Source organism: Microcoleus sp. Z1_B2 (genome assembly GCF_036700325.1).
In the GTDB taxonomy this organism is placed as follows: domain Bacteria; phylum Cyanobacteriota; class Cyanobacteriia; order Cyanobacteriales; family Microcoleaceae; genus Microcoleus.
Map to the genome: position 1 here is coordinate 70,836 of NZ_JAUBOQ010000012.1, position 17,271 is coordinate 88,106.

Sequence of the window (17,271 nt, forward strand, 5' to 3'; positions counted from 1 at the left end):
AATGTGATTTAAATCAATAATTGTTGTGTTTGACATCACGTTTAATTATGTTCTCGATCGCCTAAACCTGCGTTTTCGTCCTCCGGGCGTCCCCTTCGTTGTTGGTTAGCGGACTCAAACGTTGAGCAAAACCTTGAGTATATAAAAATTTGTCTGTCATGTGTGCGATCGGCATCACAGAATTTGTTACAATATGGCAATTAACTGGGTGAGGTGTCAGACCGTACATGATTAAGTCGGAGTTCAAACCAGATGTTTGGCTGTCCGCCCGTCCAGACACTTTCAAAGTTTAGGCATCTCGCTATCTAAAAAATCCCTGAGTAATTACTTAGGTTGTAAGGTATCCCCAGTTACCAAATTTACAAAAAATACTTAGGTATAGTTCGCCAGAGATTCGATCGATATCAAGCGCAATGTTTACTAAAAATTTCGTCACAGAATAAAAGCCATGAATACACTTCCCGGTTACAAAATCACAGAAGTTGTTCAACTTGGTGTGAAGTCCATCATTTATCGCGCTGTCAGGGAATCTGATCGAGCGTCAGTCATTATTAAAACACTCAATACCGAGTACCCTACAATAGAAGAAATTACCCGTTTGAGACATGAATACAAAATTAGCTCGAATCTCAAACTCGAAGGGATTGTCAAACCCCATAGCTTAGAAAAATATAACAACAGTTTCGCTCTGATCTTAGAAGATTGTGGCGGTCAATCTCTCAAGCACCATCAAGCGGGTAAAAGCATTAAACTTCAGAAATTTTTGCCACTAGCTATTCAAGTGGCTCAAACTCTCGGAGAAGTGCATCAAAATCAGATTATTCATAAAGATATAAAACCCTCAAATATTATCATAACACCAGATTTCAAACAAGTAAAAATTACCGACTTTAGCATGGCGACGCGCCTATCGAGAGAAGTCCACCAAAATAGCAATACTATGGTGCTAGAAGGCACTCTAGGCTATATATCCCCAGAGCAAACTGGTCGGATGAACCGAGACCTCGACTACCGGACTGACTTGTACTCTCTAGGCATCACCTTTTATGAAATGCTAACAGGAGAGTTGCCTTTTAATTCAACCGACCCCTTAGAATTAATTCACAGCCACATTGCGGTGACGCCAGTTCCTCCCCATCAACTAAACAATCAAGTCCCGCAGATAATTTCATCCCTTGTCATGAAACTACTAGCTAAAAATGCCGAAGACAGATATCAAAGTGCCTTTGGAGTAAAAGCAGACCTGGAAAATTGTCTAACTCAGCTACAAACTACTGGCAAAATTGAAAATTTCATTCCAGGGACACTTGACAAATCTGGTCAATTTTTGATTCCCCAAAAACTCTACGGTCGCACACAAGAAGTCGCTGATTTGATGGCATCATTCGAGCGAGTCAGCTTTGGGAATACAGAGATGGTGTTGGTAAGCGGTTACTCAGGCATCGGTAAAACATCAGTTGTCAGTGAAATCCACAAACCAATTGTCAGGCAGCGGGGTTATTTTATTGCTGGGAAATTTGACCAATTTAAGCGGGATATTCCTTATGCTGCAATAACTCAAGCGTTTGAGTCATTGATGCAGCAGTTATTCACAAAAAGCTCAGAAGATTTGGTAATTTGGAAAGAAAAGCTTTTGTCACGGCTGGGTAATAACGGTGCAATTATTATTGATGTTGTTCCTTCAGTCGAAATAATCATTGGTTCGCAGCCTTCTGTTCCCAAATTGGGGCCGACAGAATCTCAAAATCGCTTTAATCGATTGTTCAAAGAATTCATGAATATGTTTGCCCGATCCGAACATCCATTAGTTCTATTTTTGGATGATTTGCAGTGGGCAGATTTAGCTTCCTTAAAATTGATTCAGGAATTAGTTACTGACCTGGATAGCCGATATTTTTTACTGATAGGAGCCTATCGAGATAACGAAGTGAATTCGACTCATCCGTTAGTTCAAACTGTCGAAAATATTCAACAGACTGGTGCTGCAGTGCATCAAATTATCCTCCCATGTTTAGATTTGAGCAGCGTCAATGAGCTAGTATGCGATACTTTGGGTAATCAAACTGAAAACTTAAAGTCTTTGACGGAGTTAATTTTTAATAAAACTGGCGGAAATCCATTTTTTCTGACTCAACTTATTTCAACTATTCACTCTGAACAACTATTAGTTTTTGATTTCACTATTGGTGCATGGCAGTGGGACATCACGGAAATTGAAGTCGCTGGTATTGCAGATTACAGTGTCGTTGAATTAGTTGCTCGGAATCTGCAACAACTGCCGGGGGAGACGCAGCAAGTATTAAAATTAGCTGCTTGTATGGGCAACCATTTTAATTTAGAAAATTTGGCAATTGTTCGGGAAAAATCAGGCTCGGAAACGGCGGCAGATTTATGGGATGCACTTCAAGCTGGTTTAATTCTGCCAATGAGCGATGCTTACAAAATTCCGATGTTTGATGAGGAAATCGTGAAAACACACCGAAGGGGCGGGACGCCCATCCCACAAAACAATCAAAATCATCCCGCAATTATGCAACGCTCAATTGATTACAGGTTTTTGCACGATCGCGTACAGCAAGCCGCCTATTCTCTCATCCCTGACTCCGAGAAAAAACAAACTCACTTAAAAATCGGCTTCATGCTATTGCACGGCCGGCACGGGGGCACCGCCCCTACGGCATCGGAGATAGCAGAAAATATCTTTGATATTGTCAACCAACTCAATATCGGGGTGGAATTCATCACAAATCAGGAACAGCGAATTGAACTAGCTAAATTGAATCTCATAGCAGGTAAGAAAGCTAAGGCTTGTGCCGCCTATCAAGCAGCGCTAAAATATTTTAATGCAGGTCTAGAACTTCTACCCGATGGGGTTTGGCAGAGTCACTACGATTTAATCATGGAAATCCATTCCGAAGCACTGGAAGCTTCCTATATAAATACCGATTTTGAGCGCTCATTTTACCTATCAAATGTTATTATGTCCCGCGCCAAAAAATTGCTAGACAAACTCCCCGTTTATGAGCTAAAAGTTATTTTTCACTTCAATCAAAATCAAGCCCAAGCTTCGATAGATATAGCTCTAGAAGCTTTGAAAATGCTGGGAGTGTACATACCTAAAAATCCACAAAGACTCAATATTTTAATGGAGCTATTTCGCACAAAACTAGCTTTAAGAAATAAGCAGATTGAGGATTTATTACAACTGCCACCAATGACTGACCCTAATAAAATTGCGGCTATACGGATTTTAACGAATATGGTTCCGGCTGCTTTTATAGCATTACCCGATATGTTCCCACTGATCGCTTTTAAAATTGTTACTCTTTCTCTTAAGTACGGGAATACGCCACTATCTAGTGTTGGGTATTCAAACTATGCTTCGCTCCAGTGTGGGGTGTTAGGCGATATGGATTCTGGATACCGATACGGTCAAATGGCTCAGGCACTTTTAGAACGATTCCACACCAACTTGTACAACTCTCAAATTTCACTAATTTTTAATGGTTTTATCCGTCACTGGTCTGAACACGTCACGGAAAGTCTTAGCGGTTTACTTGAGGGTATTCAGAGTGGACTGGAAACGGGAGATGTCAACAATGCTTGTTATTGTGCTAGTTTTTACAGCAATTATATATTTTTGAGTGGGGAACCTCTGGAGTCGGTGGAGACTAAGCAGAGTCACTATATTCAAATGTTGGTGAATTATAAGAATGAATTTATGATTTATCAAGCCAGAGTTGGATCACAAGTTGTCTTAAACTTACAAGGTAAAACAGCCAATCCTTGCCTATTGACTGGCGACAATTTTAATGAAGAAACTATGCTACCAAGATTAAGAGATGGTCAAAATAATCTGGTAATATTTCTAGTACATTTGTCTAAGTTATGGCTAAATTACCTATTTAAAGATTATGCAATATCTGCTGAAAATGCCATTATGGCATCAAATTATTCTGAGGCTGTGATGGGCATGATGTATGTTCCCCTCCACAATTTTTACTATTCCCTAGCACTCTTAGCTTTGTATCCCACAGCTTCAAAATTTGAACAGAAAAAATACTTAAAAAAAGTTGCTTCGCTTCAGAAAAAAATGAAGCATTGGGCTGTGAAATCTCCGAGGAATTATCAGCATAAATATGACTTGGTAGAGGCAGAGAAAGCGCGAGTATTGGGACAATATGAAAAAGCTGCTCTGTATTACGATCGAGCAGTGAAAGGAGCTTCGGAAAATGAATACATCCACGAAGAAGCGCTAGCCAACGAACGCGCGGCAGAATTTTATCTGGCTCGCGGTCGAAACAAAGTGGCTCAGAGTTATCTAATAGATGCTTACTACGGCTATATTCATTGGGGAGCAACCGCCAAGGTCAAACATTTGGAGTCAGAATATCCGATTTCTTTACCCCCTGTATCGGCAGGAAGAGCCAGCGGAGATCGAACTATTACTAGCACTAATTATAGCACGAGCAGCAGTCACAGCAGTTTATTGGATTTGACAACTGTTGTTAAAGCATCTCAAGCACTAGCTAGTGAAATTGTGTTAGACAAGTTGTTAGAAAAATTAATGAAAATGGCGATCGAGAATGCTGGGGCACAAAAAGGTTTTCTGTTGATGCCCAAGGCAGGCAAATTGCTGATTCAAGCAGCGGCATCGGTGGAGTCTTCCGATGTTGCAGTTGAACAATGCCCTAGAGTATCTCCTGCAGATGTTTTGCCAATAACCGTGATTAATTATGTTGAAAAAACGCACTTAGATGTAGTTTTAAGTCAGGCTGCTAGAGAAGGTCTATTTACAGACGATCCCTATATTAAAAGGCAGCAAGTGAAATCTGCGCTTTGTACTCCTATTCTGAATCAAAGCAAACTCGTAGGTCTCCTTTATCTGGAAAATAATTTAGCTACTGAAGCGTTTTCTCCAACTAGGTTGGAAGTTTTGAAAATACTTTCTTCCCAAGCTGCCATCTCTCTAGAAAATGCGGTACTTGTTGCTAATTTGTCGGAGGCTAAGGAACAGTTGGAGGATTATTCCCGGACGCTGGAGGTGAGAGTGGAAGAGCGCACGCAGGAATTAAAGACTAAAGAAGCTAAGCTGCAAGAAGCTCAAAAACTGGCGCACCTAGGCAACTGGGAATTTGATTTGGAGGGGGATAAATTAACTTGGTCGGAGGAAGTATTCCGAATTTTTGGCCTTGACCCTAAACTACCAGAACCGACTATTTTAGAACAGAGGAAGCAAATTCATCCAGATGACCTAAAGTTGTGGTTAGAGGCAGTAGAGCAGATTAGTCTATTAGGAAATCCTTGCGATTATGAGATGAGAATTTTGCGCGCTGATGGAGCTGTCAGATATATTTATCTTAAGGCGCAAGCTATTTTTGATGGCGGTAAGGTGATTAAGTTATTTGGGACGATACAGGACATTACGGATCGCAAGTTAGCGGAGGATGCTTTGCGACTGTCTGAGGGGCAATTGAGAGAAAAAGCGACACAATTAGAAGTTACTTTGTCCCAATTACGCTCGACGCAGACTCAACTAATTCAAACTGAAAAAATGTCTTCTTTGGGACAGTTGGTGGCGGGGGTTGCTCACGAAATTAATAATCCGATTAATTTCATTTATGGCAATGTTCTCCATGCTAGCGATTATAGCTCGGAGCTGCTGGGATTGATTGAGCTGTACCAGGAGTCTTACCCGAATGCTAATCCTGAGATTGTTGCTAGAACAGAAGATATTGACCTGGCTTTTATTCAAGAAGATTTGCCTAAAATTCTAAAATCAATGCAGGTTGGGGTCGATCGCGTTCGCAATATTGTGCTGTCGCTGCGGAATTTCTCACGCCTGGATGAAGCCGAGATGAAACCAGTGGATGTTCACTCCGGGATTGATTCGACTCTGCTAATTTTGCAGCACAGGTTGAAAAAGGATGCACTCGGACATGGGGTTGAGGTAGTTAAAGAATACGGTCAACTGCCGAACGTAAATTGTTATGCTTCTGGGTTAAATCAGGTGTTTATGAATATTTTGAGCAATGCAATTGATGCAGTGGAGTTAGGAGTTGGGCGACCGGAGACAACTGCCCAACTAGAAAATCCTTTATCTCCAATTTTTGAGCGAAGGATTAAGATTCGGACTGAGGTATGCGACCTAAACTTGGTGAGAATTTATATTGCTGATAATGGTCGGGGGATGACGGAGGAAGTACGATCGCGAATATTTGACCCTTTCTTTACTACAAAAGCTGTGGGAAAAGGTACTGGTTTAGGGTTGAGTATAAGTTATCAGATTGTGGTAGAGAAACACGGCGGGAAGCTAATGTGCTTTTCCGCGCCCGGTGAGGGGGCTGAGTTTGTGATTGAAATTCCCGTGAAGCAGTGAACTTTTTGTAAGGATCGTCAATTAAATAATTTCCCTTTTTTCTTGTGGGATGGGCCTAAGAGCCCGTCCTTTCTGGGCGGGCTCTTAGGCCCATCCCACAACAGTCATGAAAAGTGGATTTTATTTAATTCTCATCCCTAAGTTTTTATATATGTTTTTTTAACCGCCGATAAACGCCGATGAACGCAGATACAATTATATCTGCGTTCATCTGTGTTTATCTGCTGATATCTGGGGTTAAAAATTCTCAATTTCAATATTAAACATCGCGTTCTGTCCGCACCCATTTAGTTTGCCGCTTCAGGAGAAAACCTAGATACAAAGGGATTTTCCAAAGGATGTAAAAAGGTACAGATAAGAGAGTTGAGCCAGAAATATCGGCACGCCCGAATTTTGCCCAAGCGCCGACAATTGAAACTAAAATCAGCAATCCTTGTACTGCTAACAAGACGGCGGGAATTGAGGATGTTCCCAAAATTGCTGCTAGTAAAGAGGTGGCAAAAGCAGCTAGCCAGATCGCGACTAAAAGCGATAGGGGAGGGACGGATAAGTCGAGGGCGATCGCCAATAAGTCAAAACGTTTTTGTTCGACTGAAGCTGCTGTCAGCCGGGGAGTTTGAGTTAACAATGTCTGTATGTGACCGTGTTCCCACCTGGTTCTTTGACTTTTAGCTGCTTGCTGCTGCTGTGGCAAACAGCCGGTGACGTTGGCTTCGGGGCAGAATACTGTTGGGTGTCCGGCGATCGCCAAATCCAAACTCATCTGCATATCTTCAACAATATTACTGCTTGCTAGGGACACCGATCGAATTATCGACCAGGGAAAAGCCATGCCAGTACCTGTTAGTAATGATGGGAATCCTAACTGTTTTAATCCGCTGGGACGGACTAAGTTTTTCACAAGAAATGCTAAAGCAGAAATGGAATCTTTGGGAGTAGGATTTGGTGGCTGTTCCATGAGATAAGTTGCTTGCACTGGTCTTTGTTGAGCAACTGCAACCCTGGCTAATTTTTCTATAGAGTCTGGCCCACAGATGCAGTCGGCGTCAACCATGATGACTACTTCTGGGGGGTCGGATTCGATCGACTGCAAGCCAAAATCCAGTGCGTATCCTTTGCCCTTGCGTTGTGTGTCTTGGCGCTCGATCGCACTTGCACCGCAGTTACGGGCGATTTCTGCCGTGGCGTCCGTACAGTTGTCCGCAATCACTAAGAGGCGGTCTTGAGGTGTTAGCTGTGGCAATATGGTGGAGATGGTGGCGGCAATTCCTGCTGCTTCGTTGTAAGCGGGAATTAAAACTGCTACTTTGGGGCGGGGCGCTTTAGTTTCCGCTGTCTCGCCCTCGCCGGACAAGAAAGCTGCACTGCATTCTAGAAATAGAACTGCAACGGGAATTAGAAGGATCAGGGCGATCGCCAATAGCACAACATCAATCAATAGGAACATTAGCTGATTAATTTCCACAATTCTAGTACCTTAATTTAATTTTATTTTTTGCGTTCATTGAGTGTATTTAATCTTATTGCATCTTTGTTAACTCACTGCGCCACGCTATCTAAAGTATGATTATATCATGCCCGCCAACAATCACCCTTCTCACATTTGTTGTGAGAACTTAAGTCCTCCTAAAAATATTAGGACTAGCCTCCTCACTAAAAATTAATTTGATTGCGGTTGTGCGGTTTCCAGTAAGATCATATCATGTCAATTCTGACAATGTTAAGTCACTCAATTTAATTAAACATCAAACAAGCCCAGACTGGAGAAACCCGGTTTCAAAAAGAAACCAGGTTTCTACGTGTTCTATTTTTAATCCACTAAACACTTAGTCGATGTTTAACATCAAATCCGGTTGCAGGGGAATAATAAAATCGAGTCAAGAGTTAACACTTAACCATTCAGTTTTTAGACCCATCCTTCAACAGTCAACAGTCAACAGTCAACAATCATTTCGCTCGTGCAACCGGAATTGATATAACTCATCCCCTGTGGGTGGGAACTCAGGAAGTAATCTCCCAACTCAAAACTATGTTCAAGCTACGCTGCATCGCGGATAGCAACAGGTTCAGATTTTTTGGTGGTGAACTGTGCGGGGGGTGCAAATTCTCTTAGATATCTCGATATCGATCGCAAATATCCCACTTCTGCTTGAATCGAATCCAGGGTAGAAAGACTCTCAACTAAGTCATCAAACTCATCTGCCGTAACTCCAGCATTGTGCAAGACTTCTTGGCTAAGTCGCCCGCAAATTCCTTGCAGGAGGAGTTCGATAATCTCGCTATAGTCAGCGATTTCTGTTCCGTAACCTTGCAATTTCTTGGGATTGATTCCCCACTGCAAAATCTTCAACAAGTCTTCAGGCGCACTCCACGCAAAAGAGGAAGCAATGACTTCTTTTTCCGCTGCGACAAGAGCGTGCTTGATTTGCACTTCGGGGAAATCTGGATCGATGATTAAGCTTTCCAGCTTTGAAACTTGTTTATCTAATACGGGCAAAGAAAAAGGAGCTAATTCTACACTCACCATGTCGCCAGCATCGTTAACACTTCTAAAAGGATCTTCCAAGACATTAATTAGGAGGTGAATGTCTGTAGGCTTTTTCCAGTCAAACTGTCCTAGGAAAAACGGTTCTTCATATCCCGGCAAAAGTCCTTGAAAATAAATCGGCAGATTTTTGCCTGATTCAAGAATTTTATAAAGAGCTACTTCCAAGGTTTCTGTCGGCCAACCGAGATTACTTACTGCGACAAACTTCAGTTTGCCGGGAACGGACACAACCAAAGAATTCAGCAATAAATGTACGGCTTCGACCAGATTTTGAGCAGTTACGTAACGGTGGGGAGCGTGAACGTTGACAGTTTTACCTTGCTCTACTTTTTTGGACATTTGCTCGCAGAACAAGCTATTTTCCAACATATGGGTAAAGCGAACCATCCCGTAAGTGACATCTCCTTCTTGAGCTGCTTTAGCAAATTGCCATTCGGCAAACTTTTTCGAGGCGGCGTAAACTTCGGTTGTAAAATATCGAGATGTTTTGCCTGTAGAAGAGAAGATGCAATGTTCTACGCCGTATTCTTCGCAGAGTTGGATGATGTGTTTACATCCTAACAGGCTGGTTGTAACTGTTTCTCGGATTTTGATTTCAGCTAGTCCGGGTTGGCGTTGGGCTGCTAGGTGAAAAACAATTGCTGGTTTTTCTACCTCAAATATGTGTTTGAGCGCGTCGAGGTTGCGAATGTCGGCGGCATAGAAAGTTACAGCACCTTCTCTGGTAAAAAGCGGGAGATTTTCTTCGGGGTTGTGACATCGGGCGTTGTCTGCGGAAATGATTTTAGTTGCGCCTAATTCGAAGAGTTTTGCGATTAAGAAACGACCGACACATCCTTCTCCACCGGTGATGAGGATGGTTTTTCCTTTGATTTGGCTGCTGCAGGCGGATGCGTATAGGTGAATAGTGCGATCGCGCACGTCGCTAAAAGGTTCGCTTTCTAATTGTCCGTCTGCTTGATAGGCGGAGATTAGCTGTGCGGTGAGAGTTTGTAAGGCCGCGAGGATTTCAGGATCTTGGGGTTCCGGGGAACCGGGGCGAACTAGCTGCTGGATGCGATCGATTATTTCCGCTTTGCTGGCACCTTCAAACACTTCTCTTTGGTTAAATGCACTCTTCACTTTTTTTTCTCCTTTAAATTCTAGAAATACCCTTGCTGATAAGCGCGTTGTTAAACAAATTTTCGAGGAACAGAATCTTTAAAATTCTGGTGGGTTTTAGGATTTTTTCGACGACGAAAAGCTAGTTAATGGGAAAGACACGCGATCGGCTCGGCTTGTAGTTTTATTAAGCCCTTTTGTAACCTGCTTACTTCTGCGAGCTGCAAATATCGGCTAAGTCGGAATGTTTTCTGTCGAAAATTTGTCACTACAACTATATACTTAAATTGCTGATTGCTGCCAATACTCTGAACATATCTTTACTATTTCTTTGCAATAACCTGTGAGTTTTCACGTAATTTTAAAGTTTATGTAAAGTAGGGTCTACATTTAAAAAACTTAACAATACACTAGACATTGATTCTAGCACTTTACTATTTAATTAAAATGTATTTTTTGTTACTAAATGAAAGTGAAGCTTAAGTAAAAATACGCACAAAAATCTTAATCAAATATTTCCGTCTGCTCAAAATCTTGTTACTTGAGGGGTGGGGTAGTCCTGCAGTGCCTACCCCTGTATGTGTGCTGCTACTAGGCGCGAACGGTGCGTTCTTTTTTGCTGCCTTCAAAGCCGCGAGCGTCGGCAACATCGTAGCCTCCTGTCCGCAAGCGGCGGTCTAAATCGCTGGCTTCAGGAGAAGTTTTTGCTGCTTCTTCGATCGTCACTCTGCCTTCTAGCACCAGTTTGTAAAGACCTTGGTTGATAATCTGCATTCCTTCGTAAGTATCATGTTCCATCAACCGGAAAGCTTCATCATCAGCACCTTTCATCAAGTAATCGTGCATAGCAGGTGTATTCACCAAAATATCGTGAACTGCTACCCGACGGTTGTCAACTGTTGGCAGCAAAAGTTGGGCAATTACCGCTACTAAAGAATCGCAAATTTGAAGCCGCATCGCCTGTTGTTCTTCAGGTGGGTAGAGGTTCAACAACCGATTAATAGCGTTAATGGCGCTGCGAGTGTGGAGAGTTCCCAATACTAAGTGACCAGTTTGAGCTGCTTGCAAAGCTGTATTGATGGTAACTCTGTCGCGCATTTCCCCGATCAGAATTACATCGGGATCTTCCCGCAAAACTGCGCGCAAAGCCTGCTGAAACTCGTGGGTATGCAAGCCGACTTCCCGCTGGCTGACCAAGCATTTTTTAGAAGGATGAATGAATTCGATCGGGTCTTCAATTGTAACTACGTGCTTTTGCTCCATCTGATTGAGGTGGTCGATCATCGCAGCTACGGTTGTGGATTTCCCCGAACCGGTAGGCCCTGTAACCAATATTAATCCCTGCGATCGCAAAATGATATTTTTGAGAACTTCTGGCAACCTCAAGGAATCGATAGTAGGTATTTCCAAACTAATCAACCGCAATACTATGGCACCGCCGCTGAGGGAATCAAAACAGTTTAGCCGACACCGCACGAAGCCAGGGTAAAAAATTGCTGAGTCTAATTCCTTGGTAGTTGCAAACTGTTTTCTCTGTTCGGGGGTGAGAATTTCGGCTAGGTAATTTTCAAAAATTTCTGGGGTTACTTTGGGGTGGTTAGTTGCTACTTGCATCACGCCCCGAATCCGAAACCGAGGTAGTTGGCCGACTCGAATGTGAATGTCGGAAGCGCTCGCTGCATGGGCATCTCTGACCATTTGTTCGATCGTACTGACGGGTGTCTCAACAGGCCGCTGCTGCTGGGCTGCGGGGGGCACACTCGGCGCTGGAGGCGGTGCGGGAGTTGCAGCCAAGGGCGGGGGCGGTGGCGGTGTTCGTCGGCGGCCTTGAGCCTCTGGTTGAACGGGTGTAGGATTGTTTAATGGGTTCATTTTTTGGTCTCCAGTCAATCGATTTTAGATTTTAGATTTTAGATTTTAGATTTACTCCACAGATTAATCTGGGAGCAGGAACTAGAGTCTAAAATTTGGGCATCGACCCTGACTGAGTGTACGTGGCAGGGTATCCGTTTTTGGGCGGGTCAATGTAGATTTATTGCGAAAAAATGCCCGATTTATAATCTAATCCCTCGCAGCTAATTCGGTGTTAAATGCTGAGAATATTTTACAATTAGGCTTGATTGGGCGATCGAGTAATTAACAATTTTAACTCCTATGAACATCGGTCACAAAATTGCCGACTGGCTCGAAAATCGTGCTGTTACCCCTGCCTACGCCGGTTGGCTGCTGTCGGGGATGACGGTTTTCTTTTTTGGGTCGGCGACTAATACAATGTCTGGGTGGCTGTACGTGCTCAGCGGTGGGGGTTTGGCGCTGTTGGCAGTAGCGGCGGTTTTGCCGGGAAAATCGCTCCGTGCCTTGGAAGTCCGTCGCCGCCCGATCGAACCGGTGAGTGCGGGCGATCGAATCACCGTCGAACTAGAAATCGAAAATCGCGCCCGCCAACCTAAGACTTTGTTGCAAGTGATAGACATCTTGCCGTTTGTATTGGGAGAACCGGTTGTCCGCCCGATCGAAGTCATAGAGCCGAACAGTATATACAGGGATACATACTATCTGGAAGTCCGGCAGCGCGGCGTCTATCGTTGGCAAGAGGTAAACTTGAGGACGGCGGCACCTTTAGGGTTGTTTTGGTGCAGACGCAGTCGCGCAGTCAAAGCGGTGGCGGTTGTGTATCCAAAGGTTTTGCCGTTGAGCACTTGTCCTTTGATCGATCGCATCGGTCAAGAAGACAGCCCGCAATTTTACAATCGCAGTCGATCGCAAACTGCTACCGAAGGTCTCACCCGCAACCTGAGACCTTACCGCCACGGAGACCCCACCCGCCTGATTCACTGGCGCACCAGCGCCCGCTACGGAGAACTGCGGGTGAGAGAGTTAGAAGTTGCAGCCGGCGGTCAAGAAATTATTATTGCTCTCGACAGCGCTGCGGCGTGGCAGCCAGAAGAATTTGAACGAGCCGTGACAGTAGCTGCGTCTCTTTACTTCTATGCTAGCAAGCGCCTGTTAAACGTCAAACTTTGGACTGCCGGGACTGGACTTGTTTCGGGGAACCGGGTAGTTTTGGAAACTTTAGCGGCGGTTAATGCTGGGGAAGATGCGATCGATAATCGGTCGAAACTGCCGATAATTTGGCTGACTCAAAACTCTGCAACTTTAAGCACTCTTTCCCCTGGCAGTCGCTGGGTACTATGGCCGTCGGCAACTGCTGAAACAGGCGAAAAAATGTTAGTCAAACATGACTTACCTGGTTTAGAAATTCGCTCTGACCGACCCTTAGAACTTCAGTTACAAGATCCTCTCGAAAGAGCGATTAGTTATTAAGTAAGATAGACCACGAAAAAACCTATGAAAGAGCGATTAGTTATGAAGATTGACTTGATCAATCTAAAACCTCAAGAACCATGATACACTACAGGAGTGTAATTCATCAACTTAAGGATCTTACAGGGTCTGGCAATTGCTTGGCAAGTTAAGAGCAGCTTAGATTACTGTGACTCCGGTCGCAAACATCATATCTCATTCACCAAATAGGAGAAAAAATGACTTTCTGGGAGAAATTAAAGCAGAACGTATCACAAATCAATGTTTCTCTGCAAACCAATATTTCCAAGTTTAAAAATAATGATTTTGCTGATGCCTCAATGGCAATATGTGCATTGATTGCTGCTGCTGATGGCACTATCAATACCGAGGAAAGACAAAAAACGGCGGCTCTAATAATTTCCAATGAAACACTCCAAATTTTTCCGGCGTCGGAGTTGAAGCAAAAATTTGATTTTTATTGTGAGAAGCTCTCACAGGACTTCGATTTTGGTAAAATTGAGGCTATCCAAGCGATAGGGAAACTTAATAAAAAACTAGACCAAGGTCGTGCCGTCATCCAAATTGGCATTATTATCGGTGGTGCGGATGGTAATTTTGACAAAGATGAAAAGAAGGTTGTCAAAGAAGCTTGCCATGCTGTGGGCATTAATCCTGTGGAATTCGATCTCTAAATTCAGCTATTTCCTGGTTCTAGCCCATCAATTATTCAAGGCTTGATATCTGCGAATAGCATTGTTCATGGAGTTTATTTGCTCTGGGTGAAATGAGGGAGGCATTAAGCTATGAACAGTATGAAGGAGTCCATTGTGCATGACATCGGTCGGAAGTGCAGAATGATCGAGTCCTAGTGTATGTCCTATTTCATGGGCAATGGTATTTGCAATTAAGTTAGATAGTTGATTGAGACTAAGGCTGGCATTGTAAGAAGCATAGAATACTTGGTCAATCCGAATAATCGCCCGATCTGTAACCATTGCCGATTTGAAGCTAGCCACGCCGAGATAGTCAACCGGCTGGCTATCAACGAATATATAAACATGAGTAAAATCTTCGCCCCACTCTTTGCGATCGGGGGGCTCGGAGGTCAAAAATACCTTGATGCTTCTAAATGCGCCGTAGAGTTTGGAGAAAGCGTCCATCAGTAGGGAAAAGATCGCTTCTTTATTTTCGGGTGCGACATCCATTCCTGATACATCTACCCAAATACAACGGCGAAAATCGCTATCATTATCAATTAGAACTATTCCACAGGAAGGGCAAAACTCCCACTGAGGGTGGATACGGGAACGACAGCCGTGACAGCAGAGTTTGGGGGTTCTAGTCAGGTTTAGCCGTTGAGAGAGGGGGAGTTTTAGCTTGCGATTGTGTTTGGTTAAGTCTAGGCGATCGTACAGCGACATTGACTGAGTGTAGGAATTTTTTCTCGTAACATAACGTATTTTTCATCTCATGTAAATTACGCTGATTACTTCAGGTATTTCAACAAAACAAAGGGTATTCATCGTTGTTGTCCACTTCTGATTCCAGCAAGTAAGGAGCATCTATGTACCGAAGGAGTTGTTAAGCATAGGTTTTCACAAGTTCCTGTAACCCATTAACCTTAACACCGTTACCGATGGCTGCCATTTTCCACTCATTATTATGCTTGTAGATTTCTGCCATCAGCATCCCCGTCATGCCTTTGTATTCAGAACCTGAGAGGTTGTATTTTGCAAGTTCTTGATTATTAGACGTATTAACCAAACGCACAAACGCATTTTGAACTTGTCCGAAGTCTTGCTTGCGTGCAATGCAATCGTAAATGTTAACTGTAAAAACCAGTTTGACAATTTGCGAGGGAATTCGAGATAAATCGACGAGAATTTGCTCGTCATCTCCCTCTCCCGCTCCAGTCAAATTATCACCTAGATGCGTAATAGCTCCTGAACGGTGGGAGAGATTGCCAAAATAAACGATATTGGTCATATCATTCACTTTGTCATTTCCATCTAAACAAATCACTGAGGCATCCAGGTCATAATCGGGAGCACTGCTAAAAGCCCCAAACAAACCTCCACCGGAGCGTTTCGCCACATCCCACCCTAATCCGCACATCAGTTTTGTTAGCCCGGGTGCTTCTTTGGAAAGCGAGATGCGCTGTCCTTTTTGTAGGTTAATTCCCATGTGTTTTACCTTTTAGCTATAGCGATCGAGTAATGCTTGTAAACCACCTTGATAACCTGAGCCCACTGCATTGAGACGCCACTCGCCGTCTTTCCGGTAGAGTTCAGCCATGATCAGTGCTGTCTCTATGGAATAATCTTCTACCAGGTCATAGCGAACAGCTTCCTGTTGTGTTTGGGCATTAACGAGCCGCACGAAGGCATTTTGCACCTGACCAAAATTTTGACGGCGTTGCTGTGCTTCATGGATGGTTACAGTTACAAGAATTTTTTGGACATCATTAGGCACTTTTTTGAGGTTGATTTTGATAACTTCATCATCCCCCTCGCCGGCCCCCGTGAGATTATCTCCCAGGTGCTGCACTGATTTGTCGGCATCTGGACTTGTGAGATTGTTGTAAAAAATGAAGTGGTTGTCAGAAATTAATTTTTCGTTAGCACCTAAGAGGAACAATGATGAGTCTAGGTCAAAGTCAGAGCCCGTGTCTGTAGCTTTAACGTCCCATCCCAGTCCTATGAATACTTCTGAGAGACCGGGTGAAATTTTCTCAAGCGATATCCGTTGTCCTTTGCTCAGAGATACTGCCATGATTCAATCTTCCTCTTTATTAGAAGTGGTTATGGAGGGAGGCGCGGACTTGAAAACTTTTTTAAGTTTTTGCTGGAAATAGTTGTAGAATTTTTAATCTTAAATAATAAGAATATTAGCTAACTGTGCAGATGTCAATAGGGATGACAACTCTTAATTATTTTTTGGGTCTGAGTACAAAGTAATCATGCCCTGCCTCCCACAGTTGTGTATTCTCAACTTGGGTTATTGTGCTTGTGTATTTTGAACTCTCGGAACTTGACTCTGTTTTGTGATGCAAGTGACCATTACCAGGCCGTTTCCACAAGGCCCTCCGCTTGGAAGTCTCCTGTGATGCAATACCATCGACTTGTGGCGTCGATGGTGTTGCGACGGAGGCCCAACTCTTGAGCAACTTCGATTTTTTTCATGCCATTTAACTCGATCGCTCGGATGACCTGATGAAGGATGTATAAATGTACAGTTTGGGCCCAAAAGTCGGCGCGATCGCTCTGCAAAACTGGCCACTAATTGTAGTCTATTTTCTAACCGACGAAAGCGGTTGCTATAGTTTAATTTAAATGCCGATCGGCTCGAATCGAACTCTTTGCCTGACAATAAAATCTCAATCCCTATCACTCCGTAGTGTCGGGGAGAATTTCGACTACATACTCCGGTACATATTCGGGTCGATTTTCGGGCCGATTCGGGGGCAAATTCTTGGGCAAATTCTCCGGTGGATGCTCGATCCTGACTCGCCGGATCGGAAGATTTGCAATTAGTGCTGTGGCCCGCTGGTCGCTCTCCAGCGAGAACTCAGACCCAGTGGTATCGATTTCCACGTAGCGAGACACCACCTCTAGAATTTCTCGGCGCATCGACTCAACCATTTCTGGGCTGAGTTCTGAGCGATCGTGGGCTAGAACCAGTTTGAGGCGCCGTTTTACCTCGTCGCGGCTGTTGTCAGGGGTGCGCGGGAAAAGTCGTTCGAGAAGTGTGTGTATCATGGGTCAGGCTGATTTGTCAAGGGTTAGGCATAGAAAACGTTATACGATTTTCGATTTTCGATTGGGGAATCACTCATTCCCTAATGGTTTAAAGTTGACCTACAGTTTCATTCTTTTTGGGAACTGGTGTCACTGGGGGAAAATTTGGGCTAGTTTTTTTGATGAAGTCGCTGCTGTTA

Annotated in this window: 12 protein-coding genes; 3 read left to right on the forward strand and 9 right to left on the reverse strand. The window is 43.6% G+C overall.

From position 1 onward, the window contains the following. Positions 1 to 61 precede the first annotated feature (61 nt). Positions 62 to 280, reverse strand: a complete 219-nt coding sequence (locus QT984_RS09190) for a hypothetical protein (RefSeq protein WP_333209499.1) — start codon at positions 278 to 280, stop codon at positions 62 to 64. 168 nt (positions 281 to 448) lie between these two features. Here QT984_RS09190 and QT984_RS09195 point away from each other — a divergent pair, with 168 nt between their 5' ends. Next, the gene (locus tag QT984_RS09195; protein WP_333056089.1) at positions 449 to 6,379 is read left to right on the forward strand and encodes an AAA family ATPase; all 5,931 of its coding nucleotides are present in this window, start codon (positions 449 to 451) and stop codon (positions 6,377 to 6,379) included. A gap of 259 nt (positions 6,380 to 6,638) precedes the next feature. On the opposite strand, the gene QT984_RS09200 is transcribed toward QT984_RS09195, so the two are convergent. The 3 genes from QT984_RS09200 to QT984_RS09210 form a co-directional block, all read right to left on the reverse strand. Beyond that, positions 6,639 to 7,844 carry a glycosyltransferase family 2 protein gene (locus QT984_RS09200; protein ID WP_333209497.1) on the reverse strand — a complete coding sequence of 402 codons (1,206 nt, stop codon included), beginning with the start codon at positions 7,842 to 7,844 and terminating at the stop codon, positions 6,639 to 6,641. 573 nt (positions 7,845 to 8,417) lie between these two features. Then, the gene (locus tag QT984_RS09205; RefSeq protein WP_333056087.1) at positions 8,418 to 10,049 is read right to left on the reverse strand and encodes a polysaccharide biosynthesis protein; all 1,632 of its coding nucleotides are present in this window, start codon (positions 10,047 to 10,049) and stop codon (positions 8,418 to 8,420) included. A gap of 570 nt (positions 10,050 to 10,619) precedes the next feature. Beyond that, a complete protein-coding gene (locus tag QT984_RS09210) occupies positions 10,620 to 11,900 on the reverse strand; it encodes a PilT/PilU family type 4a pilus ATPase (RefSeq protein ID WP_333056086.1) in 1,281 nt (426 codons plus the stop codon). Positions 11,901 to 12,182: 282 nt separating this feature from the next. Between QT984_RS09210 and QT984_RS09215 the strand changes: the two genes are divergently transcribed. Together QT984_RS09215 and QT984_RS09220 are read left to right on the forward strand one after the other, a co-directional pair. After that, positions 12,183 to 13,352, forward strand: a complete 1,170-nt coding sequence (locus tag QT984_RS09215) for a DUF58 domain-containing protein (protein ID WP_333056084.1) — start codon at positions 12,183 to 12,185, stop codon at positions 13,350 to 13,352. Between the two features lie 218 nt (positions 13,353 to 13,570). Then, positions 13,571 to 14,026, forward strand: a complete 456-nt coding sequence (locus tag QT984_RS09220) for a TerB family tellurite resistance protein (RefSeq protein WP_333056083.1) — start codon at positions 13,571 to 13,573, stop codon at positions 14,024 to 14,026. Positions 14,027 to 14,053: 27 nt separating this feature from the next. Here QT984_RS09220 and QT984_RS09225 read toward each other — a convergent pair whose 3' ends face one another. The 5 genes from QT984_RS09225 to minE form a co-directional block, all read right to left on the reverse strand. Then, complete coding sequence (locus QT984_RS09225; protein ID WP_333056082.1) at positions 14,054 to 14,755, reverse strand: zinc-dependent metalloprotease family protein; 702 nt, start codon at positions 14,753 to 14,755, stop codon at positions 14,054 to 14,056. 160 nt (positions 14,756 to 14,915) lie between these two features. Further along, entirely contained in the window at positions 14,916 to 15,518 is a 603-nt protein-coding gene (locus QT984_RS09230) for a TerD family protein (protein ID WP_333056081.1), read from the reverse strand. A gap of 12 nt (positions 15,519 to 15,530) precedes the next feature. Next, positions 15,531 to 16,106 carry a TerD family protein gene (locus QT984_RS09235; RefSeq protein WP_333232078.1) on the reverse strand — a complete coding sequence of 192 codons (576 nt, stop codon included), beginning with the start codon at positions 16,104 to 16,106 and terminating at the stop codon, positions 15,531 to 15,533. A 287-nt stretch (positions 16,107 to 16,393) separates the two neighbouring features. Continuing rightward, positions 16,394 to 16,603, reverse strand: a complete 210-nt coding sequence (locus QT984_RS09240; protein WP_333232076.1) for a hypothetical protein — start codon at positions 16,601 to 16,603, stop codon at positions 16,394 to 16,396. Positions 16,604 to 16,720: 117 nt separating this feature from the next. Next, on the reverse strand, positions 16,721 to 17,092 hold the full coding sequence (minE, locus tag QT984_RS09245; protein ID WP_333056077.1) for a cell division topological specificity factor MinE: 372 nt from the start codon (positions 17,090 to 17,092) through the stop codon (positions 16,721 to 16,723). Positions 17,093 to 17,271 lie beyond the last annotated feature (179 nt).

What these genes read in the sequence shown, in the direction of transcription:
- QT984_RS09215 (WP_333056084.1), top strand. Translation starts at nt 12,183, where the DNA reads ATGAACATCGGTCACAAAATTGCCGACTGGCTCGAAAATCGTGCTGTT.
- QT984_RS09230 (WP_333056081.1), bottom strand. Translation starts at nt 15,518, where the DNA reads ATGGGAATTAACCTACAAAAAGGACAGCGCATCTCGCTTTCCAAAGAA.
- QT984_RS09225 (WP_333056082.1), bottom strand. Translation starts at nt 14,755, where the DNA reads ATGTCGCTGTACGATCGCCTAGACTTAACCAAACACAATCGCAAGCTA.
- QT984_RS09235 (WP_333232078.1), bottom strand. Translation starts at nt 16,106, where the DNA reads ATGGCAGTATCTCTGAGCAAAGGACAACGGATATCGCTTGAGAAAATT.
- QT984_RS09210 (WP_333056086.1), bottom strand. Translation starts at nt 11,900, where the DNA reads ATGAACCCATTAAACAATCCTACACCCGTTCAACCAGAGGCTCAAGGC.
- minE (WP_333056077.1), bottom strand. Translation starts at nt 17,092, where the DNA reads ATGATACACACACTTCTCGAACGACTTTTCCCGCGCACCCCTGACAAC.
- QT984_RS09195 (WP_333056089.1), top strand. Translation starts at nt 449, where the DNA reads ATGAATACACTTCCCGGTTACAAAATCACAGAAGTTGTTCAACTTGGT.
- QT984_RS09220 (WP_333056083.1), top strand. Translation starts at nt 13,571, where the DNA reads ATGACTTTCTGGGAGAAATTAAAGCAGAACGTATCACAAATCAATGTT.